Here is a 24,149-nt window from a genome sequence, read left to right on the forward strand (position 1 = left end):
GAAACCTGCCATGCCCCACCGCCTGTGCATTGTCTGCGCGCTGATCGCGTCCATGAGCACGGCGCTGACAGGTTGTGTGACAGTCGGCCCCGACTTCAAACAGCCGGATGCGACGGTCGAAAACCAGTGGCTCGAGAGTTTGCGGCAGCAGGCGCAGGCCGCGCCCGCTGCCGAGGCGGCCTGGTGGACGGCGTTCAACGACCCGGTACTGAGCGCGCTGGAACAGCGCGCGTATGAACGCAATCTGTCGCTGCAGGCGACCGGCTTGCATATCTTCAAGGCGCGTGCACAACTCGCCATCAGCGCGGAGAATCTGCTGCCGCAGTCGGGCAGCGCCTCGGTCGGCGCGAATCACATCAATACGAGCGGGGTCGGGCCGATCCCGCCGGCTCATCTGTGGGCTGAGCATCTGCGGGTGAACGCCGGCTGGGAGATTGATTTCTGGGGCAAATATCGCCGGCAGATCGAATCGGATCGCGCGCAGTTGCGAGTCTCCGAGGCGGCCTACGACAACGCGCTCGTGTCGCTATTCGCCGACGTCGCCAACGCATACATCGATCTGCGCGCACTCGACCAGCGCATCATGGTGGCCCGGCAGAACCTGAAGGCCGTGCAGCAGAGTCTGACGCTGACCCAGGCGCGCTATAAACGCGGCGCGTCGAGCCAGCTCGATGTCGAACAGGCCGCCACGCTGGTGGCCGAAACCGAGGCGCAGATTCCGTCGCTGATCAAGGCGCGCGCGCAAGACCGCGACACGCTCGCGGTGCTGCTCGCCGATCCTCCAGACGCTGTCGAAGCACAACTCAAAGGCAGTCGCGCGATTCCGCTGCCGCCCACACAGATCGACGTCGGCATTCCCGCCGATCTGTTGCGCCGCCGTCCCGACGTGCGGCAGGCCGCGCTCAACGCAGCGGCGCAATCGGCGCTGATCGGCGCAAACAAGGCGAAACTGTATCCGTCGCTGTCGTTGACGGGGCTGTTTGGACTGTCGTCAGGCGAACAGCATGGTATCGGCCTCACGCAGTGGGGCAGCAAGACAATCGGCCTCTTTTCCGCAGGCGTCACGGTGCCGCTTTTCGATCGCGGCCAGCTAAAAAACGCCGTGCGGATTCAGGACGCGACCTTCCAGGAAGCCGTGCTCGACTATCAGAACACGGTGCTGGAAGCACAGCGAGAAGTGGAAGATGCCATTGCCGGATTGCGCACCTCGCTCGATGCACTGGCCGCGTCGGCGCGTGCGTCCGATGCGTCGCAACGCGCGTTGAAACTGGCCAACATCCAGTATCGCGCGGGCTCGGTCACGTACGACACGGTGCTCGATTCATCGCGTTCGGCACTGCGCGACGGCGACACGCTCGCGCAGAATCAGGGGCTCGCTTCGATCGCAGCGGTGTCGTTGTATCGCGCGCTCGGCGGCGGCTGGGAAGTGGCAAAGGGGCAGCAGGTGGTGAGCGAGCAGATTGCCGAACAGATGGCGCAGCGCACGGATTGGGGCAGGTTGTTGAACCCGCCCGCGAATTCCGCGCTGGCGCGCAGCAGCGGAGACCAGCTTGATAACAGCAAATAAATACCTCGGGGCAAGGCTGCTTATTGTCCTTGTTCTCGTCCTTGTTCTCGTCCTTGTCGTGGCGCTGTCAGCGTGCCGCGATGGCAATGCGCCGGCCCAGACCTCGGCATTGCCGCAAGTGAGCGTGACGCAGCCGGTGCCGCGCGAAGTGCGCGAACAGATCGATCTGAGCGGCACGGTTGCGCCTTCCGCGACGGTCACGCTGGTCGCGCGCGTGCAAGGCGAGCTAAAAGCAATCGGTTTCACCGACGGCGCTTACGTCAAACAAGGGCAAGTGCTGTTTCGCATCGAGCCGGATACCTATCGCGCGCAACTCACCTACGACCAGGCCGCGCTCGAGAACGCCGAGCAGGAACTGACGCGGCAGAAACAGCTCACGTCCGATAACGCGACCTCCGAATCGTCGCTGCAAAAAGCGCAGACCACGCGCGACCAGTCGCTCGCCAAACGCGACATGTCACGCATTAATCTCGCTTACACGGAGATCCGCGCGCCGTTCGCCGGCCGCATCGGCGCGCGTGCATTCGATGTCGGCAATCTGGTGGGCGCGTCCGATTCCACCAGGCTCGCCACGCTCGATCGCATTCAACCGGTGTACGTCAATTTCACGCTGAACGAGCGCGACGCAAACCGCATCGGTCTGTTCACGCAGCCGCCGCGCACGGTGCGCGTCAATGTGCTTGGCGCGCCGACGGGGCAGGGCGAGGACGCCGCGCTCGAGTTTGTCGACACACGGGTCGATTCGAACAGCGGGGCGCTCAAGTTGCGCGCGGACATCGCCAATCAGGATTCGCATCTGATTCCGGGCATGTCGGTCGAGGTGCATATTCCCGCCGGCGCGCCGCACAAGGTGCTGCTGGTGCCCGATACCGCTTTGCTGCGCGATCAGGCGGGGGCGTCGGTGCTAGTCGTCAATGCCGCGGGCGTGATCGAAAAGCGCCCGATCGCAACCGGCGGTTTGTTCGATTCTCTGCGGGCGGTGACCGCCGGGCTCAGCGCGAGCGATCAGGTGGTGACCGGCGGCGCGCTGGCGGTCGCGCCGGGTGCGAAGGTGCAGGTGGTGGCCTCGCTCGCGCAGGGCCAGTCATGATCCGCTTCTTCGTTGAGCGTCCGGTTCTCGCGAATGTGATCGCGTTGATCGTGATGCTGCTCGGCGCCGTCGCGCTGATCAACCTGCCGGTCGCGCAATATCCACCGATCACGCCGCCGACCGTGCAGGTGGTCGCGCGCTTTCCGGGCGCGAGTGCCGCGACATTGATCAACCGCGTGGCGCTGCCGATCGAAACGCAGGTGAACGGCGTGGAGAACGCGCTGTACATGCAGTCGACCAGCACCAACGACGGCACCTACACGCTCACGGTGACCTTCGCCGTGGGCACCGATGTCGATAAAGCCCAGGTGCTGGTGCAGAACCGCGTGTCGGCCGCCACTGCGCAGCTGCCGCAAGCGGTGCAGCAGCAGGGCGTGACCGTGCGCAAACGCTCCACGGCGATCCTGCAGTTGTACACGCTGCAATCGCCCGATCCGAAATACGATTCGCTGTTCCTCAGCAACTACGCGGTGATCTATCTGCGCGATACGCTCGCACGCCTGCCGGGTGTCGGCGACGTCACCGTGTTCGGCACCGGTCAGTACAGCATGCGCGTCTGGCTCGATCCGCAGAAACTGAGCGAGCGCGGCCTGAGCGCCGCGGACGTGATGCAGGCGATCCAGAGCCAGAGCCGGGACGTGAGCGCGGGCCAGCTCGGTTCCGAGCCGAACGCGGGCGGCCAGGCGTTCCAGCTCACCGTGACGCTGCAAGGCGCGCTCGCCGACCCGCATGAATTCGACGACATCATCGTCAAGGCCGATCCCAACGACGGCGGTCATTTCGTGCGGATTCGCGACGTGGGCCACACCGAACTCGGTTCGTCGAGTTACGGCCAGTTCTTCAATCTCGACGGCAAGCCGGCGGCAGGCATTGCCATTTACCAGTTGCCGGAAGCCAACGCGCTGCAAGTTGGCAACGCGGTGAAGGAGACCATGGCGCGTCTGGCGAAAAACATGCCGAAGGGCATCAGCTATCAGTTGCCGTTCGATACCACGACCTTCGTGCGGCAGTCGGTGATCGACGTGTACAAGACGCTGTTTGAAGCCGCATTGCTGGTGCTCGCGGTGATCCTGCTGTTTCTGCAGAACTGGCGCGCCATGCTGGTACCCGCCACGACGATCCCGGTGACCATCATCGGCACGTTCGGCGCGATCTATATGCTTGGCTTCTCGATCAATCTGCTGACGCTGTTCGCGATCGTGCTGGCGATCGGCATCGTGGTGGACGATGCGATCGTGGTGGTCGAAGGCATTACGCAGCACATCGAGCAGGGCAAGACGCCGAAACAGGCGGCCATCGACGCGATGCACGAATTGCTCGGCCCGATCATCGGCATCACGCTCGTACTGATCTCGGTGTTCCTGCCGTCGGCATTTCTCGGCGGCGTGACGGGCCAGATGTACCGGCAGTTCGCGCTGGTCGTGGTGGCGACCACGGTGATCAGCGCGATCAATGCCGTGACGCTCAAGCCGGTGCAGAGCGTGCGCTGGTTGCGGCATGCGCGGGCCGGCCGGCCGAACATCGTGTATCGCGTGTTCGACAAGGGTTATGCGCGTGTCGAGAAAGGCTACGTGCGGGTGGTCTCGTGGTTTGTGCAGCGCTGCGGCCTGGCTCTCGCGATCGCTCTCGTGCTCGGCGCCGCGTCCGCCTTTTTGCTGACCCGCGTGCCCACCAGCTTCATTCCGCTCGAAGATCAAGGCTATGTGCTGATCGCAGCACAACTCGCCGACGCGGCCTCGCTCGGACGCACGCGCGAGGCGAGCACGCAGATCGAAAAGCGCATTGGCGCGATTCCGGGCGTGAGTCATGTGGTGTCGATCGGCGGTATCTCGCCGCTCGATAACAACGCCTCGTTGCCGAATTCCGCGCTGATTTACGTGACACTCGACGACTGGAGCAAACGCGGCAAGGGCGAAGATCTGCGCTCGCTGTATACGCGCATGAATAGCGAGCTCGCGAAGCTGCCCGACATCCGTTCGGTGGTGATCGTGCCGCCGCCGATCCAGGGCCTCGGCAATAGCGGCGGCGTGCAGATGCAGGTGATGCTCACGGACGGCTCGCAGAACTATCGGCGCTTGCAGGACGCGACCGATGCGCTGATCGCGGGCGTGGCGAAGCGGCCGGAATTGCAACGCGTCTTCAGCCCGTTTCGCGCCACGGTGCCGACCGTCGAACTGACGCTCGATCGCGCCAAGGCGGAGTCGCTGCAAGTGCCGGTCGGCAACGTGTTCGATCTGCTGCAAGACTACGTCGGCTCGAGCTACGTGAATCAGTTTACGACCTTCAACCATACGTTCCCGGTATTCGTGCAGGCCGATGGCGCGTTTCGCCGCGAAACCGACGACATTCGCCGCTTGCAGATCCGCAGCAACAGCGGCCACATGGTGGAACTGGGCACTTTCATGGACGCGCATCCGAGTGTCGGTCCGGCGGTGGCCACGCTCTACAACCTCGCGCCCGCCGCGGCCATCAACGGCAATCCGGCGAACGGCTACAGTACCGGCGATGCGATCGCCGCGTTCGAACAGGAAGCCGCGCGCATACTGCCGGCCGGCATCGGCTACGAATGGACAGCAATGTCGTATCAGGAGAAGCTGGTCGGAAATTCGGCTTACTGGGTGTTTGCGGTGGGCGTGTTGCTGGTGTTCTGCGTGCTGGCCGCGCAATACGAAAGCTGGCTGCTGCCGGTCGCGGTCGTGCTCGCGGTGCCGCTCGCCTTGCTCGGCACGGCCGGCACGCTCGCCATGCTGGGCGCCGCCAATAATCTGTACACGCAAATCGGCCTTGTGCTGCTGATCGCGCTATCGGCGAAGAACGCGATTCTGATCGTCGAATTCGCGCGGCATCTGCGCGCGCAGGGCGTGGAGATTGCCGAGGCCGCGGTCGAAGCGGCGCGCCTGCGGTTCCGGCCCATCATGATGACGTCATTCGCGTTTATTCTTGGCGTGGTGCCGCTCGTGATCGCCACCGGCGCCAGTGCGAGCGCGCGACGTTCGCTCGGGATTGCGGTATTTTCGGGAATGCTGGCGTCCACCTGCATCGCCGTGCTGTTCATTCCGTCGTTCTATGTGCTGTTGCAGCGCCAGGCCGAACGACACGCGGCGCGCCGTGCATCGTCCGACGCCCAACTTTAGAGGAGCTTTCGCATGGACCGCCCGGCGAAAATCATCGTGCTCGACGACGAGGCCGAACTGCGCAACATGCTGCAGCGTTTTCTGCGTGGTCATGGCTTCGACGTGCGAGTCGCCGAAGACAGCAAACGGCTCGACCGTTATCTCGAACGCGAGCCCTTCGATCTGCTGGTGCTCGATCTGATGATCGGCGAAGAGGACGGGCTTGTCATCTGCGCGCGCCTGCGCGCGCAGGGACAGACCTTGCCGATCCTGATGCTGACCGCGAAGGGCGATCCGCTCGACAAGGTGGTCGGCCTCGAAACCGGTGCCGACGATTACCTCGCCAAACCGTTCCTGCCGCGCGAACTGGTGGCGCGGATCAATGCGCTGCTGCGGCGCCAGAAAATGGCGTCCGGCGATGTGACGGTGACCTCGGAGAGCGTGCGTTTCGGCGACTTCAGCCTCGATGTCGGCAAGCAGCAACTGTCGCGTGGGGGCACGTTGCTGGAGATTCATTCGGCGCAGATGCTGCTGCTGGTGGCGCTGGCTTCGTCGCCGAACCGCCCGGTGAGCCGTGACAATCTGCTGGCGCGCGCCCGCGGCCGCGACCATGATGCGCTCGATCGCAGCATCGACGTACAGGTGCTGCGCTTGCGGCAGATCGTCGAGGACGATCCGTCGAAGCCGCGTTTCATCAAGACCGTGTGGGGCGTCGGCTACATGCTGATTGCGGACGTCGACTCATGACGCGCTCGCTACTGCAAAGGGCGCTGCCGAAAACGCTGCTCGCGCGCAATATCGCGTTGCTGATCGTGCTGGTGATGTTGAGCCAGGTCTGTTCACTCGGCGTGTTGCTGCACTATGTGCAGCGGCCGCGGGTCGAACGTGCGGCCGCGGTGTTCGCCACCTACGTGACCACACTCGATCAATTGCTCGCGACCACGTCACCCGATGCACGCGCCGGATTGACCGCACGCCTCGACGCGCGCGCGCAACTGCCGAGCGAGGCCGCCGAGGAACCGCGGCCGAGTCTGCTGCGCGCCTATCGCACCTATCAGCGCAATGTGTTTCTCGAGAGTCTGCGCGCGCATCTGCCCGCTGATATGCCGGCACGCTGGCAATCGGTAGGCGGCCAGCGGCTGTGGATTCGCATGCACGCGAGCGCCGCTGCGTCGGGCGCCGCTGCGTCGCAAGCGCCGTACTGGATTGCGCTGCCGATTCCCGAGGACGCGCAAGGCAACGGCCTCGACGCCGCGATCCTGCTGTCACTCGGACTAGGCGCGCTGGCGGCGTTGACCGGCTACGCGATCCAGCGCCACCTCAACCAGCCGCTTCGGCAACTCACGCACGCGGCGCGCCGCGTCAGTGCCGGCGAAACGCCCGCGCCTTTACCGACCGATGGCCCGACTGAAATTGCCGCGGTGAGCAGCGCCTTCAATCAGATGACGCATGCCTTGCAGCAGGCCGACGCGACGCGCGCGCTGATGCTGGCAGGCATCTCGCACGACATCCGTACGCCGCTGACCAAACTGCGCCTGTCGATGGCCATGGCGATGCCCGACGGCAGCGACAGCAGCTTCGTGGTGGCCGCCGAATCGTATCTGGATCAGATCGAGACGATCCTGCAGCAATTCATGGACTACGCCGGCAGCGGCGAGCGCGAGGCGGCGGAGCCCGGCGATCTGAATGCGCTGATCGAACGGCTCGCCGGCGATTTCGCGGGATTGGGACACACGTTCGATTTGTCGCTCGCGCGCTTGCCGGCGCTCGCGTATCGGCCGATCAGCATGATGCGGCTTCTGATGAATCTGATGCAGAACGCGATCGTGTACGGCGGTTCGGGGCTCGCGGTGCGCAGTTGGGCCACCGCCGAAGCGGTGTATGTGGCGGTCGGCGATCGCGGCAAGGGTTTGTCGGCGCAGGAGCTGGAACAGTTGAAGGCGCCGTTTCAGCGTGGCCGCAATGCACGTTCGCATAGCGGCGGTACCGGTCTCGGGCTTGCGATCGTCGAACGGATCGCACGGTTGCACAGCGGCAACTTGCAGTTTCGCGCGCGCGAGGGAGGCGGCCTGGAGGTGTGGGTGGTGTTGCCGCTCAAGACAAGCTGAAAACGGCGCTTGCCGGCTTCAGCTCGCTCAACGCCTGTCGAGCCAGGCGTCCAGACCGACGCGAAACGCCACGCCCGCGATAACCGGCACGGTCAGCATCAGGATGATGCCGAAGTTGGCAATCTGGTCGCCGTACATGATCGGTTGGTAGAGCACCACGACCGCGACGATCGCGAACACCACGACGCCGACGGCGACCATCATCAGGTTGCGCACCGCAATCCGTGGTCCCCGGGATTTTGTCTCGCCGGGCGTGGTGCTGGCAGCGGGGACTTTGTCGTGTTGGGCAGGCATGGTGGTTCTCGTAACGGAAAGAAGCGCGGCGGGAAATCGTGGGCTGGCCGGCGCGCGTGATCGGCATCATACCCGGGCCGCAAGCGCCGCACATATAAGCCGCATTATCGGCAGCAGGATGAAAAGCGCAATCCCCGCGATAACGGTGTCGCCATGCCGAGGACAAAGTCGCTCAGTTCCGTGAGTGGCTGGGTGAGGTGCGGCTGCGTGACGAAGGTGCCTTTGCCACGGCGGGTTTCGATCAACCCGCGCGTAATCAGGTTCTGCACCGTTTTTTGCAGGATGGTCCGGCTGACGCAGTAACTCGCCAGCAAGCTGGCTTCATTGGGCAACTGCGTGCCGGACGGATAGGTGCCGCCGGCGATCTTCCCGGCGAGTTCCGCTTCCACCTGCGCGTAGAGGGGAAGCTGGCTATTTCGATCGGAATCCATGGCAGACATCATGGCGTCATGATGTCTGGGAGTCAAACGCGCGCGGACCCCGCCACAGCTACTTCTCAGTGGACTTTTCTTTCTCAGCGGGCTTTTCTTTCTCAGCTGGCTTGTCTTTCCCCGCTGACTTTTCTTTCCCCGCGGGCTTTTCATTCTCAGCGGGCTTTTCTTCCTCCGGCGCGCTTTTCTTCGCGACCATGCCGCGAACACGTTTCGCCAGATCGCGCGAACTGGCGCGCACGGTGCGAACGAGCGCGACATCGCTGCGCGTCTGTTCGAACGTATAGCGCCGCACGAGCTGTCCGCCGAAGCCGGCGAGGAACTGCAGAATGCCTGCCGTCGAGACGCCGTCGAAATCGAGCTCGAGCTTGCGGTCGCGGGCGACTTTCATCGCTTGCCAGATAAGCAGTGCAACCGCGCCGCTGTGCGCGGTGGCCTGGCGCGTCGTCAGGAAATAGTAGACGTTGGATTTGTCCCAAACGAGTGCGGTCGCGGCGTTGAGCGTGCCGTCGCTGTCGAAACTGCCAAGTATCATGCCGGCATTGTTCCGCAGGACCTCGTGCAGCAGCCGCCGCATGATCGTCGAGCCATAGACGTTATCGAGCTCGCGCGTGGCGAGATTCGAATCGTAAAAGTCGGCGAACGTCTCGACGCTCGTGATCTCCTGCACCGAGAATCGCTCGGAGGAGCGCCGGACCCGGTTGCGCGTGTTCCAGCGAAGTCCGCGCCAGACGGTCTCTTCGTCCGCGCCCACGGGCATTTTGAGCGTAAACCCGACCGAGACCTTGTAGCCGTGTAACGAGAATGCGGTTGCTTCGGCTTCCGACACAAGCGGATGCGCGATCTGCAGAAAGTGCGCGCACTCGGGCAGCTGTGCGATCAATTTGCGTGTCACGTCCACGCGATGAATCCATTCCGGGTCGCCCGAATCGGCGGGCTGCCGCTTGATGACCGGACCGAGGGTTCGGGTGAGCGGCGGCAAATACGAAACCCGCCAGAGGCCCTTTTTGGTGAGTGTGTAGGGCATCTCGCCGATGACTTCGTCGCCAGCCTTCACGACAGCCGTATGCCAGTCATCGCCGGCGGTGGCATTGAGCCACCATGGTTCGTGAAAGACCGAGCGTTCCGTCAGGCCAATGGGCGCCACCGGAATGAGCCCTGATTTCGAGGACTCGTCGAGTGCCGGCTTGCCGGTTTTTGGCTTAAGGGGGGCAGGCACTGACACTACGGGAATGCGGTCTCTATTCATGACGCTGGTTTCCTCTCACGTTGCCGACACCGACGCCAGAGGTTAGAAGAATAGGCCGCCATGCCACAGTGCGGCACCGTACACTGCAAGGTCTTTGTACGGCAGGGCGCTGGACTACGTGCCGCGCGTGCGCCGCGCGGAACAGATGCAATGGTATGAATGGGGCGTTGGCTACATCGAAGAAAATGGTGTCACGTCAGTTGGCGAGTCCCGTGGACGCATTTTCCTGCTCCTGCAGCAGTCGCCATTGAACCTTTCCGCTGCCCGTGCGGGGCAGCCCAGGCACGAATTCAACGAACTGGGGCACCTTGTACGAAGCCATATGCGCGTGGGCCCATTCAATGATCTGCTGCGCCGATACATCGGTGCCGGCGCGCAGTACCACAAATGCCTTCACGGCCTCACCCTTGCGCGCATCGCGTGCTGCGATAACACACGCTTCCTGAATCGCAGGGTGTCCGAACAGCAAAGTCTCGACTTCCGCGGGCCATACCTTATAGCCGGACATGTTGATCATTCGCTTTAACCGGTCGACGAAAAAGAAGTAGCCGTCCTCATCGATATAGCCCAGGTCGCCAGTGCGCAGATAACGCGTCCCGGCCACCTCGACGAACGCGTCGCGTGTGGCATCGGCGCGTCCCCAGTAACCCTTGAACACCTGCGGGCCGCTGATCAGAATCTCGCCCGTTGCCTGCGGGCCGAGAACTTCGAGCGTGGTGGGATCGACCACGATTGATTCGGTATCCTGTATTGGTATGCCAAGACACTGCAGCTTGCAGCGGTGCGGTGGATTGATGTGAGTCGCCGAGATGGTTTCGGACAGCCCGTAGCCCTCCATGTAGGGGACGCCCAGGCGGGCTTCAACGCGCTGTGCCAACGCTTTCGGCATGGCGGCGCCACCGCCGGCCAGGCGCTCGATGGAACTCAGGTCGAAACGCTCGAGGTCGGTCAGGCTCATGAAGTCGACCATCATCGTGGAGATGGCGATCCAGAACCCTACGCGATAGCGCTCGATCAGTAGAGCGGCACACCGGCTGTCCCATCGCGTCATCACCACCATCGTCGAACCAAGCGAGATCGCCACATTCATGCATTGCTGCATCCCGGTCACGTGAAACAGCGGCATCGCGCATAAAACGACCGATTCAGGCGACAACTCACACCATTGCGCCGAAGCCGCGACGACGTGTGTTGCGCTACGGTTGGTGTGCATGCAGCCTTTCGGGGCACCGGTAGTGCCCGACGTATAGGGAATCACCGCGAGGTCTTCGGGCGATGCGATGTACGGCGACGGCTGCTCGGCGGATGCCAACGCGTCGCTCCAGCGCACGGCTCCCGGCGCGATCGCTGCGGAGAACTCGGGGTAGGCATCGAGGTCAGGGCCAGCCTCCGTGACCACGGCCGGCAATGGCAGGTCAGTGGTGTCGGCAAGATAGTCGGCGTAGCGCGCCACGATGGCATGGCTGAGCGCGCCGCCGAGCAGGGGCCGGGCATTCTCGTAGCGTTCCTCACCCAGCAGGGCGACCCTGGCACCGCAGTCCTCGATAATGTGCCGAAGTTCGTCGGTTGTGTTCATCGGATTCACCGGCACAACCGCTGCATGGGCTCGCAAGATTGCGTAGTAGCCGATGATATATTGCGGGCTGTTCTGCATATACAGCGCGACGCAATCGCCACGCTCGACGCCGCATCGACCCTGCAGAAAACCTGCCAGTGCCTCTACTTCCTGCTGCAATTGTGCGTAACTCAACGCCCCGCCGTAGTAATGAAGGGCGATCTTCCCGGGATATCGGCTGGCAGCGTTGTGGAGGTTTTCGTACAGCGAAGGCTGTGGCGATGACAGGTGATGCGTAAGCCCGTCTGGCCAATAGGCTGAATAGTTCACGCTTGCCTCCCTTCGGGGCGCGCCGGGTGTCTTGCCGAGTGCCTGCCAGATATCGCGGGCGGGAGCGCGGGTCTCCGGGTGTTGCAAATGCGGCTACGGGTTGCAGCCTGCAGCGATTCTGTCAGGCGGTTAAACTGCGCGTTGCCATTATGAACCGTTTGTCGAACCCGCCGGGCACTGATGCGTGAACAGGTGGCCGGCGCGTGCCGCGCGGCGCTGACGTGTTGAACGACGCGCGCGAATAGCCGAGGAAACCAGTCATGCTCAATACGCAAACCGCCCGCATTCTTTCCCGCTATAAAACGTGGGCCGACAATCTGCTGTTCGACGCCACCGCGGCCCTGCCGCCCGATGAAGTCGTCAAAACCCGGCAGACCTTATTCAAAACGATGATTGGTACGCTGAATCACAACTATGTGGTTGATCTGATCTGGAAGGCGCACCTCGAACGCAAGGAACACGGCTTCACGGCGCGCAACGGAATCGTGCACGCCGATCTCGGCGACCTGCGTCGCGCGCAACAGGACGTGAACGCGTGGTTCGAACGGTGGGCCGACGCACAAAGCGACGCTTCGCTGGCTGAAGAACTGTCGTTCGTGTTCATATCCGGCGAGCATTCGACGATGTCACGCGGCGCGATGTTCATGCATCTCGTCAATCACGCTTCGTATCACCGTGGCTGGGTTTGCGACATGTTTTTCGAGGTTCCCGCCAAACCGCCCACTACCGATCTGCCGGTTTTTCTCAAGGCATACCCGGAGTCCAGTTTCTCCCGCGCTTCGGATGATCGGGAAAAAGCGTGAACTCCCGCTAGATCGGCGGCACGGTCGAAGCCACGCGCGAGCGGATGGCTTCCTTGTCGGGAACAATCCGTCAGTCCGTGACACGGCGTGATTGATGTTCGGATACTTTGTCTCGCCTTCTTGTAACAATCGAACCCCCAATGTCGTGGATCTTTTTCACCTTGGCCTTAAGCCAAAGCAAGAGCTTTTCCTTTTCGACAAGCGGCGACTGTTGACGCAAGCGCTGGCGGAAATTTTCTGCTTTAAGGGCGAGCAATCCCCACGATGTGTTCCCGATTTGCATACTCCACATCGTCAAAATGTGATTGCGACTCCAATAGCTTTTGTATTTTTCCGTGCCGGCCCCGAACTCGAAGTCGAGTTGATGTTCGAGCGCCCATTTAACGCAATGCTCTGTCGCAATCGTGCCGGGTGAGGAGCGGGAATGGGCGGGGTCGAATCCGCCTATCAGATCGTCCACGCGGGTCTTGCCCATGCCGAAAATGTCCACGGCAAGCGGTGCACCGTTGAGGCTGACGACCACTAGCCGGGCAAGGACCTCGCTACCGGTCTGGTTGAGCAAGGCGACCAGAAAATTTCTGTATTCCGCCGAATAGAGCCATTTCCCCGTTTTGTCCACGCGGTCGGCCCACTGGCGTTTGCAGTCAAACATCCAGTCCACTAAACGGGTATTCTCCTCGGCGTTTTCTGGCCCGAGAAAGCGAATCTTCAGGTCGCCCTTTTTCGACAGACGCCGTTCCAGTGCGCCGGGCTTGTTCTGGAATAACGGTCCAAGCGAAGTGCTAAAGGTGTCCCAATCGGTCTCTCGACGCAACATTCCGACGGCCGCTGGATGCGCCGTCTTCGTCACAACGCCACGCCTTGCAGACGCCAGTTCAAACAATCTGGACTCGGCATTCAGGTAGGGCAGAAGGATGATGTCGGCGCCGATTCTCTTCTGAACCGCATTCCAGGCGCGTTCGATGGATTCTGGAGCCGTCGGCGTCGCTTCGAAAAGGATGCTGGTGTAGTCCGTCGATTCACTCGCGAGCGGACGCACGACAGTCCAGAAGAACTTCGTGTAGGTGACGAGCGGCCATACCATGACAAGCCGCCCCTGCTCCCGCACGGTGATACAGCACAGTTTCCCGCCACGTGGTTGGGCAACCTCGGTCCAGCACAACAGACATACCGCAAAAGCCTGGCAGTAACGGCCTTCCGCTCTTGACCAGAGTTGGTTCCATTCCTGCTGTAGAGCACGAAACTCGACAGGGTCACTGACTATGTCAAGTCGTGAACTCGGTTCATCCATACGCCCTCCGGTGCGCCATAAGTTAGTGAATCAGATAAGTGAGGCAGATAAGTGAATCAGATCGGAATTGTTGTTCTATAGCACGTGAAAGCCTAAGGCAATTGATACGTAAACTTTTTCAATCTGAGCGTTCCCTAGGCCACGTATTTCACGGATTTCCCGACTACTCGCGACATGCCAGCCAGAGAGCATGTATGAACCTGCCGCGCCCAAAAGGACGCGGATTAACTCCGAGGTGATTGAAGCGGCAACTTAAAGCAAAGCACTAAGCGCCACAGACCTTAAGCTAATTGTAAGTAAGTGTAGCAGGGATGTAAGGCTGGGCGTGAATCAAAGAAGCCGTCGATCGTGGCACTGCACCTAGACAAAAGCGATAAGTCGTGCCCCTGATCGCGGCGGCGCGCGAAGGCAATCCCAACGAGCGCCCCCGTCGACCAACCTCCGGCGCGACAGCGCATGAAGGCGAAAATCCAACGCGAACGGCTGAAAATGGGCCGGTTACCGCCTTCCGCCTTTGTCGAAACCGGTCACGGCAGAATTGCGTTCGCCCCCAGGATGCTCATTAGCGTCCTCGCGTTGCGCTGCCCCTGATCTTCGAAACAGTTATTGAAAATAACGTGGGTTCGGCCCGCTCGCGTGGCGATGGCGCGGATCGAGGTGGACAGTTCGGTCAGTTCGTCGTCGTTGTAGTCGTAATCGAAGCGATCGGCTGCGCTGGCCGCGCCGGTGGCGCTCCAGGTCTCGGTATTGCGGCCGTGCAGACGCACCATTGCGAGTTGCGGGTTCGTCGCCTCCCATACCGTATGCACGCGGTTCGTCACATCCGGCGGTGCGTCGACGATCACATGCACGAGGCTGCGCTCACGCAGGAAATCGAGTGTCCATGTTGCATGTTGCTCGTCGAACCATGACTGATTGCGAAACTCCGCGGCCATCACGTAGCCCGCCATGCGCGCCCGGCATTCTTCGACGAGCGCGAGGCCGTCCGGCGCGCGCGTGATCCACGGCGCGAACTGGAACAGCACGGCGCCGAGGCGGCCGGCGAGACGCAAGGGTTCGAGCGCTTCGAGGTAGCGGCGCCATAGTTCGTCGCGGATCTCGGCCGGGATATCGCGGTAATAGACGTTTTTCTTGCGTGGACCGGTGATGCCGTCGGGCAGCGCCATCGCAATGTCTTTGGGCAGGGCATCCGGCGAAGTCTGATGGCCGGTGAAGAGGCGAAACGATTTGAAATTGAACGTGAAGCCGTCGGGCGTGCGTTCGACCCACAGTTGCGAATTGGTCGCCGACGGCATCGCATAGTAGGCCGAATCGACTTCCACCAACGGAAACTGCGACGCGTAAAAGCGCAGCCGCGCTTCGGCGCTGCTGCTGCCGCGCGGGTAAAAGCGCTTGCAGGCGATCAGCGTCTTGTCGGTCCAGCCTGCGGTGCCGCATCGAATGTCCATCGGCGCACTCGTGGGGTTCGGTTGCGTTGGCGCGGCGCTAGGATGCGGCTTCGGTGTGATCGAGCCAGTCCGCGAGCTCGCGCCGCAATTGCGCGATGTCGAGCGGCTTGCCGAGCAGCCGTGCGCCGGGAATGGCGTCGCCGATCTGCGCGTTCGGGCCGTAGCCCGAGACCACCAGCACACGGATATCCGGCTGCAGACGCCGTACCGCGCGCGCCAGGTCGTCGCCGGACATGCCGGGTAAGGTGAGATCCGTGAGCAGCACATCGTAGCGTTGTGCTGGCACGCGCGTCAGCGCCTCCTCGGCGCTCGCGACCGCAGTGCAATCCAGGCCGAGCGCGGCGAGCAGGTCGCCGAGGGCTTCGCGCGAATCCGTATCGTCTTCCACCAGCAGCAGGCGAGCCGGCGTGCCGGGCGGACGGGATGGCGGTGTTTCCGCCACGCTGGCGGGATCGTAGGCCGAGGGCGGCACGCAAGCGGCGATCTGCCCATCCGGCAACCCGACCACCCCCGCGCGCAACACGCTGCGCACCATGCGGGCCAGATCGTCGCGCCGGTAGGGTTTGGAGAGCAGGGTGATGCCGGCGTCGAGCTTGCCGTGATGGACGATTTCGTCGCGCGTATAGCCCGAGGTGAAAAGTGTCGGCACTGCGGGCGAACGTGCCGCGGCATGCTGCGCCACTTCCACGCTTTTCACCTGGCCTGGCACCACCACGTCGGTGAACAGCAGATCGATCTGCACGTCGCTGTCCATCAGTTCGAGCGCTGCGTCGCCGCTCGACGCGGTCAATACCTTGTAGCCGAGTTGCGCGAGCATTTCGACGGCGGTCAGGCGCACATCGGCGTCGTCTTCGACGACCAGGATCGTTTCGCCGCCGCCGGCCGGCGCCGAGGTCTGATCGACCGTCTCGACCGTTTCCGGCTCGCAACAGCGCGGGAAGAATAGCGAGACCGTCGTGCCGTGTCCCACGACGCTATCGATCACGGTATGGCCGCCGCTTTGTTTGACGAAGCCGAACACCATGCTCAGGCCGAGGCCGGTGCCATGGCCGTCGGGCTTGGTCGTGAAGAACGGTTCGAAGACGCGCTGGAGCACCTCGGGCGGCATGCCGGCGCCCGTGTCGGTCACTGAAAACACCACGTATTCACCGGGCGAGAGCTCCGGCGTGCCGCGGCAGAATGCGGGGTCGAGCGTGCGATTCGACGCACGGATCGTGAGCGTGCCATCGGCTTGCATGGCGTCGCGGGCATTGATCGCAAGATTGAGCAGCGCGTTTTCGAGTTGGTTGCGATCGGCCTGCACGTTCCAGAGATCGCTGTTCAGGACCGTTTCGACCTTGACGGTTTCACCGAGCGCGCGATGCAGCATTTCGCTCATGCCGGCGAGCAGGCGACGCGGATTCAGGACGGTGGGCGAGAGCGGCTGGCGGCGTGCGAAGGCGAGTAGGTGCGCGGCCAGCTTGGCGCCGCGTTTGACGGCGTCGGTTGCCGCGCGCAGGCGCCGCAGCGCGACCGGGTTGTCGCCGGCCTCGGCCGCGAGCATCTGCAGATTGCCGTTGATCACCTGCAGCACGTTGTTGAAGTCGTGCGCGACGCCGCCGGTGAGACCGCCGATCGCTTCCATCTTCTGCGCCTGGCGCAACTGTTCTTCCGCGAGCGCGCGTGCCGCGATGGCATCGGCGACTCGCTGTTCGAGTGTTTCGGTCAACTGACGTAGCGATTGTTCAGCGATCTTGCGTTCGTGAATATCGATCAGCACACCGGGAAACCGCTTCGGCTCGCCCTGGTCATCGAACTCGCAGCGGCCGTTCGCCTGCACCCAGACATACTCGCCGTCGGGCCGGCGAATCCGGTATTCCACGCGAAACGGCTGGCCGGTGCGTATCGCTTCGGCGCTCAACCGTTCGATCAGCGCCTGGTCATCGGGATGCGTCATCTGCGTGACCGTGTTGCGTAGCACGCCCTTCGCGGCTTCTTCGAGGGGTAACGAGAAGGTGCGCGCAAAGCGTTCGTCGCCGGTGACGGTATCCGTGCGCACGTCGAACACCCATGTACCGAGCACCGCGCCGGTATTGAGCGCGAGTTGCAGCCGCTCGTTGGTCTCGTGCAGTTCCGCTTCCGCGCGTTGCCGCCAGCGATCGGTCAGGACGCGCGCCGTGGTTTCGACGACGATCGAGAGCACGCCCGCGGGTGCGCCGCTGTCGTCCGCGACCGGGCTGTAGTAGAGGTCCATCCAGACGTCTTCGGGCTTGCCGTCGCGCAGCAGGACCAGTTCCTTGTCGCGGTAGGACAGGGTGCCGCCGGCGAGACACGTACGCATCACGTGACGGTTGAATTCGGCGACTTCAGGCCAGCCGTGTTCGACCGGGCAGCCGAGCAGATACGGATGACGACCGCCAGCGAAGACTGCGTAGGCGTCGTTGTAGATCATGTAGCCGGGTTTTCCCCATAGCAACACAAGGGGCACGGGTGAGGCGAGCAATAGCTGGACGATGGCGGTCAGACTGCGGGGCCAGGATTCGATGGGGCCGAGGTCAGTGGCGGCCCAATCGAAGCCGCTGATGCGGTGGGCCATTTCCCCGTTCCAGCCGGGGCAGCCGTGGTCTTTTAGCGGAAAGGGCATCGCTGCGCTCCGGTTTTTTTGCCATAGGGCATCTGGGATGCTCCGCGGGGTGACGGCAGGGCCGGCGGGGTGCGGTTATTGTAGGCTACAACGGTTTTGAGGTTTCGTTTTTGCCTTTGGCGGCGGCATTTCCTGTTCTGGCTTTTTTGGCCTTGTTTGCTTATTGGTTTATTAGCGTTCCCCCTGTGCGGGGGGCACTGTAGTGGTTCAATGATCCTGGACACCTCTAAAGGGGATAATTCTCCAACTGAGGTGAGAAATGAGCAGACGGAACTTTCCCGAAGAATTGAAGGCCGAAGCGGTCCAGCTAGTGGTCAGCCGGGGCTATTCGTACGCGCAGGCCGCTGAGGCGATGGGTGTTGGCGACACTGCGTTGCGTCGCTGGGTGGCCTTGTGGCGCGAGCAGCAGGCCAAACCGCCGCGAACGGTGCTGGAGCTCGAGGCAGACGCCCGGCGGATCCGCGAACTTGAGGCCAGGGTTGCCGATCTCGAGAGGGAGCGCGACATCCTAAAAAAGTCCACCGCCTTCTTCGTCAAGGAAATGGATCGCTTCGCGAAGTGATCCAGTCACTGAAGAAGGACTGGCCGGTCAGTGTGACGTGCCGTGTGATGGGCCTCGCGCGCAGCAGCTATTACGCGTTCGCCGCCCGCCCGCCGGCGGGTTCCACGCCCTGCGAGCAGATGACGGCCGCGCGTGAAATTCATCGCGAAACCCGCTGCAGCTATGGCAGCCGCAGGATGTCGGCAGCGTTGCGAAAACGTGGTCACGCGGTAGGCCGTTATCGTGCCCGCAGGCTGATGCAGCAGGCACAACTGGTGGTCACCCGAAAGCGCACGCACCGCTATCAGAAGAGCAGTGGCGAGGCGCAGGTGGCGCCGAATCTGCTGGAGCGTAATTTCGAGCCGCAGTCGATCAATCAGGTATGGGCAGGCGACATAACGTATGTGAGAACGCTTCAGGGCTGGTCTTATCTGGCCATCGTGATGGACCTGTATTCGCGCCGTATCGTCGGCTGGGCGTTCTCCCTGCAACCCGATACGGCGCTGGTGATCAGGGCTTTACAGCGGGCCCGGGAGCGACGGCGTCCACCGCCCGGAGTGATGTTCCATTCGGACCAGGGTTGCCAGTACACCAGCGCGCACTTTGTGAGCGAACTCAAGGCAAACGGCATGGTCCAGAGCATGAGCAGAAAGGGAAACTGCTGGGACAACGCGGTGGTAGAGCGCTTCTTTAGAAGCCTGAAAAGTGAATGGATCGATGAAAAAGGGTATCCCGATCACGCACATGCCGAACGCGACATCGGGGACTACATCGACGACTTTTATAACTACCGTCGCCCCCATTCGGCTGCAGACGGACAAACGCCAGTACAACGCGAAGCTTCACTTTTTTAAAAATCCCCTTTCCGGGTGTCCAGGTTTACTTGACCACTACACACCTACTTTTCTTTGCCTGCCGCAAAGAAAAGTAGGCAAAAGAAAGCGGCTCCAACCGCCAATTCTTAAGCGGGTCCCCTGGCTTGGAGGGGATCGTGGCTCCGTAGAGATTGAGCCTGCGCACCTGCTCTCGCGAGTGACCAGGCCGTCATGCTTCCGGCGGCGCTGCGCGCGCCGGGGCGGTACTTCACAAAACCATTGGTGTGTTTCGGCGCCTCGCCGAGGCGAAGCCGATGGCCCCCCACCGCGCTCAAACGAAGCGCGCGGTTTCCGTGGTGGCCCCATCCGCGACGCACGTAGTGCGGAGTGGGAGCGGATGACGGCTGTGTCACTGGCGGTTATTAACCGAGATGTGATCCGTTAATCGGACCACGATCCCCTCCAAGCCAGGGACCCATTTAAGAATTAGCGGTGTGAGCCGCTTTCTTTTGCCTACTTTTCTTTGCGGCGGCAAAGAAAAGTAGGTGCCCCCCGCACAGGGGGAACGCTAATAGACCAATATAAAAATTAATAGGCAAAGCATTTAAGAGGGGGATATTAAAAAGCACAAAAACCCAGAATAAAAAAACAAACCACAAACCCTTCAACCCCAAGCCCCGCAGGGAGAAATCAAAACTATTCCACAAAACGCCAAAAAACCCCAACACCAGAAAAAGAACAGAAAAAAGCAGCACGCAGTGCAAAAAACGACACATTTTTCCACGTAACACCAAAACAAAAAGCGGAGCGCCGCCACCACTACTACGAATAAATAAAAATTCCGCTATAGTCGCCATTTTCCAGCCGCCCGCCGGGCAAAAAAACACCAATTACGCCCGTCACCAGGAGTAAAGACAAAATCATGAACGCCCGCGAACCCGCATTCGTCCCCGCTTCCCGCAGCGCGCGCCTGCGCCAGATGCTGATTAGCAGCGAACTCGAATTCATGATGGAGGCCCACAACGGTCTCTCCGCCCGAATCGTCCGCGAAGCAGGCTTTAAAGCGATCTGGGGCTCGGGCCTCGCGATCTCGGCGCAATACGGCGTGCGCGACAACAACGAAGCAAGCTGGACGCAAGTCGTCGACACGCTCGAATTCATGGCCGACGCCAGCGATCTGCCCATCCTCCTCGACGGCGATACGGGCTACGGTAACTTCAATAACGTGCGCCGCCTCGTGCGCAAGCTCGAACAACGCGGCATCGCCGGCGTCTGTATCGAAGACAAGCAATTCCCCAAAACCAATAGCTTTATCAACGGCGAAGCACAGCCGCTCGCCGATATGGATGAGTTCTGCGGCAAGATCAAAGCGGGTAAAGACTCGCAGTCCGATGAAAATTTCTCCATCGTCGCCCGCGTCGAAGCACTCATCGCCGGCTGGGGCATGGACGAAGCGCTGCGCCGCGCAGAAGCCTATCGGCAAGCCGGCGCGGACGCGATCCTGATTCACTCGAAGCTCTCGCGCCCCGACGAAATCCTCGAGTTCGCACGCGAATGGGCAGGCCGCGGCCCGCTCGTCATCGTGCCGACCAAGTACTACAGCACGCCCACCGAAGTGTTTCGCGAAGCCGGTATCAGCACGGTCATCTGGGCGAATCATCTGATCCGCGCAGCCACCTCGGCGATGCAGGCAGTCGCCAAGGAAATTCATACGAACGAAACGCTCGTCAACGTCGAAGACAGCATCGCGGCCGTCAATGAAATCTTCCGTCTGCAGGACGCGGACGAATACTCGGAAGCAGAAGACCGCTATCTGTCGAGCGGCCGTGCAGCCGGCGCGGCTGTCGTGCTCGCCGCCAGCCGCGGCACGGGGCTCGAAGCGGTCACGGAAGATCGTCCGAAAGTCATGCTACCGATCGCCGGCAAGCCGCTGCTGCGCTGGCTCGTCGATGCGTTCAAGAAGCAGGGCGTCAACGACATCACCGTGGTCGGCGGATATCGCGCCGATGCGATCGATACGGCCGGGATCAAGCTGGTCGTCAACGAACGTCACGCGCAAACCGGCGAACTCGCGTCGCTCGCCTGCGCGATCGATAAGGTCGCGGGCGACACGGTCATCTCGTACGGCGATCTGCTGTTCCGCAGCTACATCCTGCGCGATCTGGTCGAAAGCGAAGCGGCATTCAGCGTGGTGGTCGATTCGTCGCTGACCGATGCGGAAAACGCCAGCGTGCGCGATTTCGCATGGTGCTCGGCAAGCGACGATCGCGGTCTGTTCGGCAACAAGGTCACGCTACGTCACGTGTCGAGCGGGCAGGCGGCATCGTCGGCCATCGCTTCGCAAACACCGCATGGCCGCTGGGTGGGTCTGCTGAATGTGCGCGGTGAAGGGCGCGGGCGTCTGCAAACGGTAGTCGCTGCCTTGCAGGCGCGCCCGGACTTCGATTCGCTCGATATGCCCGCGCTGCTGAACGCGCTGATCGAAGCGGGTGAATCGATCGAGGTGCAATACGTGCACGGCCACTGGCGCGGCGTGAACGATCTGGAAGACTTCCGTCGCGCCGGCGATTTTGCCCACGCACAAAAGCCGTTCACGGCAGCCGTCGGCAGTCAGGCCAGGGACGCAGCCAGCGGAGCCGCGCAATGATCGAGGCAGCACAGTTCGTCGAGGCGGCGCGCGAACGCGGCTTCGACTGGTATGCAGGCGTGCCGTGTTCGTATCTGACGCCGTTTATCAACTACGTGCTGCAGGACGAATCGCTGCACTACGTGTCGGCGGCCAACGAGGGCGACGCCGTCGCGTTGATCGCGGGTGTCACGCTCGGCGCGCAGAACGGCCGCCGCGGCATCACGATGATGCAGAACTCCGGCCTCGGCAACGCAGTGAGCCCGCTCACGTCGCTCACGTGGACGTTCCGTCTGCCGCAATTGCTGATTGTCACGTGGCGCGGCCAGCCCGGTGTCGCCGACGAACCGCAGCACGCGCTGATGGGCCCGGTTACGCCCGCCATGCTCGACACGATGGAAATCCCATGGGAGACGTTCCCGACCGAAGCCGACGCGATCGGCCCGGCGTTCGATCGCGCCACTGCTCACATGGATGAAACCGGTCGTCCCTATGCGCTCGTCATGCAAAAGGGCAGCGTCGCGCCGTATGAGTTGAAGGAAAGCACGGCAGGTGCGCGCCGCGTGCCGGCCGCGCCGCGTTCGTCGTTCGGAAACGTGGCGGCCAACGAGCTGGCGTCGCGGCACGACGCATTGCAGAAAGTCATCGCGCGCACGCCGCTGGAATCGACGGTCGTGCTCGCGTCGACCGGCTTTTGCGGCCGCGAACTGTATGCGATCGACGACCGCCCGAACCAGCTGTACATGGTCGGCTCGATGGGTTGCGTGACACCGTTCGCGCTGGGTCTTGCTCTTGCGCGTCCCGATCTGCACGTGGTCGCGCTCGACGGCGACGGCGCCGCGCTGATGCGCATGGGCGCGTTCGCCACGCTCGGGGCGTACGGTGCGTCGAATCTCACGCACGTGTTGCTCGACAACGGCGCGCACGATTCGACCGGCGGCCAGGCGACCGTGTCGGCGCAGGTGTCGTTTGCCGGTGTCGCGGCCGCGTGCGGTTATGCCTCGGCGGTGGAAAGCGACGACCTGAACGTGATCGACGAATTGTTCGATGCAGCGCCGCTCGACGGTCCGCGCTTCGCGCGTCTGGCGATCCGCCGCGGCACGCCTGACGGCCTGCCACGTCCCACCATCACCCCGCCCGATGTGAAGACGCGCCTGATGCACCACATCGGCGCCACGCAAGGAGTGCGCTAATGCTGCTGCTCAATCCCGGCCCGGTGACGCTGACCGAACGCGTCCGCAACAGCCTGTTGCAAACGGATCTGTGTCATCGCGAAAGCGAATTTTTCGACCTGCAGGAAGAGGCGCGCACGCGTCTGGTCGATCTCTACGGGCTCGATGCGGGTGAATGGCAAGCGGTGCTGATGACCGGCTCCGGTACGGCGGCGGTGGAAAGCATGACCGCCGCCCTGGTGCCGCAGAACGGCAAACTGCTGGTGATCGAGAACGGCGTGTACGGCGAGCGCATTTCGCAAATCGCCGCGCAATACGGCATCGCGCATGAAGCGCTGAAACATGACTGGATGCAGGCGCCGGATCTCGTGAAGCTGGCCGAACGTCTCGACGCGGACAAAGCGTTCACGCACGTCGCGGTGATTCATCACGAAACCACGACGGGCCGGCTGAACGATCTGCAGGCGCTCGGCGCATTGTGCCGCGAACGCGGGCTGCGTCTGCTGGTGGACGGCGTGAGCAGCTTCGGCGCGGAAGCGATCGATTTCGCGGATGCGAGCCTCGACGCCGTCGCCGCCACCGCCAACAAATGTCTGCACGGTGTGCCGGGCGCGTCGTTCGTGCTGGTGCGGCGCGCGGCGCTCGCCCAGGCGGCGAGCCGTACGTATTACCTCGACCTCGGGCGTCTTGCGCGCTTGCAGGATCAGCGCAATACGCCGTTCACGCCGTCAGTGCATGCGTATTACGCGCTCGTCGAAGCGCTGCGCGAACTCGCCGACGAAGGCGGCTGGCGCGCGCGTCATGCGCGTTATGCGGCGCTCGCGAGGCAAGCCCGCGCGGGTCTGGCGGAGCGGGGCATCGGCAGCGTATTGCCGCCGGAGCAATCGTCGGTGGTGTTGCGTGCATACCGCTTGCCGGCCGGCGTATCGTATCCGCAATTGCACGATGCGCTGAAGGCGCGCGGATTCGTCATCTACGCGGGGCAGGGCGGGCTGTCGGCGGAACTGTTCCGCATTTCGACGATGGGCAATATCCACGCCGTCGATATCGATCGCCTGCTGCAAGGTTTTACCGAACTGACGCGCTAATCCGG

The 24,149-nt window shown here is 62.5% G+C and carries 18 protein-coding genes; 10 read left to right on the top strand and 8 right to left on the bottom strand.

The annotated features are described in order from the left end of the window. The first annotated feature begins 10 nt into the window (after positions 1-10). Genes PQR27_RS22980 through PQR27_RS23000 form a run of 5 tightly spaced genes read left to right on the top strand, consistent with a single transcriptional unit; the run spans position 11 to position 7,878 of the window. Complete coding sequence (locus PQR27_RS22980; protein WP_408525944.1) at positions 11-1,567, top strand: efflux transporter outer membrane subunit; 1,557 nt, start codon at positions 11-13, stop codon at positions 1,565-1,567. Next, on the top strand, positions 1,551-2,657 hold the full coding sequence (locus tag PQR27_RS22985; protein ID WP_408525945.1) for an efflux RND transporter periplasmic adaptor subunit: 1,107 nt from the start codon (positions 1,551-1,553) through the stop codon (positions 2,655-2,657). Before PQR27_RS22980 ends, PQR27_RS22985 begins: the two co-directional genes overlap by 17 nt. After that, entirely contained in the window at positions 2,654-5,791 is a 3,138-nt protein-coding gene (locus PQR27_RS22990) for an efflux RND transporter permease subunit (RefSeq protein ID WP_408525946.1), read from the top strand. Before PQR27_RS22985 ends, PQR27_RS22990 begins: the two co-directional genes overlap by 4 nt. 12 nt (positions 5,792-5,803) lie before the next feature. Continuing rightward, entirely contained in the window at positions 5,804-6,517 is a 714-nt protein-coding gene (locus tag PQR27_RS22995; protein ID WP_408525947.1) for a response regulator, read from the top strand. Continuing rightward, the gene (locus tag PQR27_RS23000) at positions 6,514-7,878 is read left to right on the top strand and encodes an ATP-binding protein (protein WP_408525948.1); all 1,365 of its coding nucleotides are present in this window, start codon (positions 6,514-6,516) and stop codon (positions 7,876-7,878) included. Before PQR27_RS22995 ends, PQR27_RS23000 begins: the two co-directional genes overlap by 4 nt. A gap of 27 nt (positions 7,879-7,905) precedes the next feature. On the opposite strand, the gene PQR27_RS23005 is transcribed toward PQR27_RS23000, so the two are convergent. From PQR27_RS23005 to PQR27_RS23020, 4 genes are all read right to left on the bottom strand, one after another. Next, entirely contained in the window at positions 7,906-8,172 is a 267-nt protein-coding gene (locus PQR27_RS23005) for a hypothetical protein (RefSeq protein ID WP_408525949.1), read from the bottom strand. 104 nt (positions 8,173-8,276) lie between these two features. Beyond that, complete coding sequence (locus PQR27_RS23010; protein WP_408525950.1) at positions 8,277-8,603, bottom strand: GntR family transcriptional regulator; 327 nt, start codon at positions 8,601-8,603, stop codon at positions 8,277-8,279. Positions 8,604-8,661: 58 nt separating this feature from the next. Next, positions 8,662-9,852 carry a GNAT family N-acetyltransferase gene (locus tag PQR27_RS23015; RefSeq protein ID WP_408525951.1) on the bottom strand — a complete coding sequence of 397 codons (1,191 nt, stop codon included), beginning with the start codon at positions 9,850-9,852 and terminating at the stop codon, positions 8,662-8,664. 196 nt (positions 9,853-10,048) lie between these two features. Beyond that, positions 10,049-11,737 (bottom strand): long-chain-fatty-acid--CoA ligase, encoded by a 1,689-nt coding sequence (locus tag PQR27_RS23020; RefSeq protein WP_408525952.1) that lies wholly within the window; start codon positions 11,735-11,737, stop codon positions 10,049-10,051. A 260-nt stretch (positions 11,738-11,997) separates the two neighbouring features. Between PQR27_RS23020 and PQR27_RS23025 the strand changes: the two genes are divergently transcribed. Continuing rightward, positions 11,998-12,540: a DinB family protein gene (locus PQR27_RS23025; RefSeq protein WP_408525953.1), complete on the top strand. Its 543-nt coding sequence runs from the start codon at positions 11,998-12,000 to the stop codon at positions 12,538-12,540. Positions 12,541-12,610: 70 nt separating this feature from the next. Here the strand turns inward: PQR27_RS23025 and PQR27_RS23030 are convergent, their stop codons facing one another. From PQR27_RS23030 to PQR27_RS23040, 3 genes are all read right to left on the bottom strand, one after another. After that, positions 12,611-13,831 (bottom strand): GNAT family N-acetyltransferase, encoded by a 1,221-nt coding sequence (locus PQR27_RS23030; RefSeq protein WP_408525954.1) that lies wholly within the window; start codon positions 13,829-13,831, stop codon positions 12,611-12,613. 527 nt (positions 13,832-14,358) lie between these two features. After that, positions 14,359-15,279: a DUF72 domain-containing protein gene (locus tag PQR27_RS23035; protein ID WP_408525955.1), complete on the bottom strand. Its 921-nt coding sequence runs from the start codon at positions 15,277-15,279 to the stop codon at positions 14,359-14,361. 37 nt (positions 15,280-15,316) lie between these two features. Then, entirely contained in the window at positions 15,317-17,902 is a 2,586-nt protein-coding gene (locus PQR27_RS23040; RefSeq protein WP_408525956.1) for a hybrid sensor histidine kinase/response regulator, read from the bottom strand. Between the two features lie 259 nt (positions 17,903-18,161). Here PQR27_RS23040 and PQR27_RS23045 point away from each other — a divergent pair. Next, positions 18,162-19,297 (top strand): IS3 family transposase gene (locus PQR27_RS23045; RefSeq protein ID WP_408525957.1). Its coding sequence is split into 2 segments (ribosomal slippage): positions 18,162-18,420 and positions 18,420-19,297, totalling 1,137 coding nucleotides; the frame shifts between segments, so codons are not numbered across the junction. A gap of 440 nt (positions 19,298-19,737) precedes the next feature. On the opposite strand, the gene PQR27_RS23050 is transcribed toward PQR27_RS23045, so the two are convergent. Beyond that, a complete protein-coding gene (locus PQR27_RS23050; RefSeq protein ID WP_408525958.1) occupies positions 19,738-20,115 on the bottom strand; it encodes a hypothetical protein in 378 nt (125 codons plus the stop codon). Between the two features lie 65 nt (positions 20,116-20,180). On the opposite strand from PQR27_RS23050, the gene aepX reads away from it, so the two are divergent. Genes aepX through PQR27_RS23065 form a run of 3 tightly spaced genes read left to right on the top strand, consistent with a single transcriptional unit; the run spans position 20,181 to position 24,144 of the window. Beyond that, a complete protein-coding gene (gene aepX, locus PQR27_RS23055; RefSeq protein WP_408525959.1) occupies positions 20,181-21,905 on the top strand; it encodes a phosphoenolpyruvate mutase in 1,725 nt (574 codons plus the stop codon). Further along, entirely contained in the window at positions 21,902-23,077 is a 1,176-nt protein-coding gene (gene aepY, locus PQR27_RS23060) for a phosphonopyruvate decarboxylase (protein ID WP_408525960.1), read from the top strand. The genes aepX and aepY overlap by 4 nt, the downstream gene beginning before the upstream one ends. Further along, on the top strand, positions 23,077-24,144 hold the full coding sequence (locus tag PQR27_RS23065; RefSeq protein WP_408525961.1) for a 2-aminoethylphosphonate aminotransferase: 1,068 nt from the start codon (positions 23,077-23,079) through the stop codon (positions 24,142-24,144). Before aepY ends, PQR27_RS23065 begins: the two co-directional genes overlap by 1 nt. Positions 24,145-24,149 lie beyond the last annotated feature (5 nt).

Source organism: Paraburkholderia fungorum (assembly GCF_046027215.1).
GTDB classification, from domain to species: domain Bacteria; phylum Pseudomonadota; class Gammaproteobacteria; order Burkholderiales; family Burkholderiaceae; genus Paraburkholderia; species Paraburkholderia fungorum_D.

What these genes read in the sequence shown, in the direction of transcription:
- PQR27_RS22980 (WP_408525944.1), top strand. Translation starts at nt 11, where the DNA reads ATGCCCCACCGCCTGTGCATTGTCTGCGCGCTGATCGCGTCCATGAGC.
- PQR27_RS22990 (WP_408525946.1), top strand. Translation starts at nt 2,654, where the DNA reads ATGATCCGCTTCTTCGTTGAGCGTCCGGTTCTCGCGAATGTGATCGCG.
- PQR27_RS22995 (WP_408525947.1), top strand. Translation starts at nt 5,804, where the DNA reads ATGGACCGCCCGGCGAAAATCATCGTGCTCGACGACGAGGCCGAACTG.
- PQR27_RS23000 (WP_408525948.1), top strand. Translation starts at nt 6,514, where the DNA reads ATGACGCGCTCGCTACTGCAAAGGGCGCTGCCGAAAACGCTGCTCGCG.
- PQR27_RS23005 (WP_408525949.1), bottom strand. Translation starts at nt 8,172, where the DNA reads ATGCCTGCCCAACACGACAAAGTCCCCGCTGCCAGCACCACGCCCGGC.
- PQR27_RS23010 (WP_408525950.1), bottom strand. Translation starts at nt 8,603, where the DNA reads ATGGATTCCGATCGAAATAGCCAGCTTCCCCTCTACGCGCAGGTGGAA.
- PQR27_RS23015 (WP_408525951.1), bottom strand. Translation starts at nt 9,852, where the DNA reads ATGAATAGAGACCGCATTCCCGTAGTGTCAGTGCCTGCCCCCCTTAAG.
- PQR27_RS23025 (WP_408525953.1), top strand. Translation starts at nt 11,998, where the DNA reads ATGCTCAATACGCAAACCGCCCGCATTCTTTCCCGCTATAAAACGTGG.
- PQR27_RS23030 (WP_408525954.1), bottom strand. Translation starts at nt 13,831, where the DNA reads ATGGATGAACCGAGTTCACGACTTGACATAGTCAGTGACCCTGTCGAG.
- PQR27_RS23035 (WP_408525955.1), bottom strand. Translation starts at nt 15,279, where the DNA reads ATGGACATTCGATGCGGCACCGCAGGCTGGACCGACAAGACGCTGATC.
- PQR27_RS23040 (WP_408525956.1), bottom strand. Translation starts at nt 17,902, where the DNA reads ATGCCCTTTCCGCTAAAAGACCACGGCTGCCCCGGCTGGAACGGGGAA.
- PQR27_RS23050 (WP_408525958.1), bottom strand. Translation starts at nt 20,115, where the DNA reads ATGGCGACTATAGCGGAATTTTTATTTATTCGTAGTAGTGGTGGCGGC.
- aepX (WP_408525959.1), top strand. Translation starts at nt 20,181, where the DNA reads ATGAACGCCCGCGAACCCGCATTCGTCCCCGCTTCCCGCAGCGCGCGC.
- aepY (WP_408525960.1), top strand. Translation starts at nt 21,902, where the DNA reads ATGATCGAGGCAGCACAGTTCGTCGAGGCGGCGCGCGAACGCGGCTTC.
- PQR27_RS23065 (WP_408525961.1), top strand. Translation starts at nt 23,077, where the DNA reads ATGCTGCTGCTCAATCCCGGCCCGGTGACGCTGACCGAACGCGTCCGC.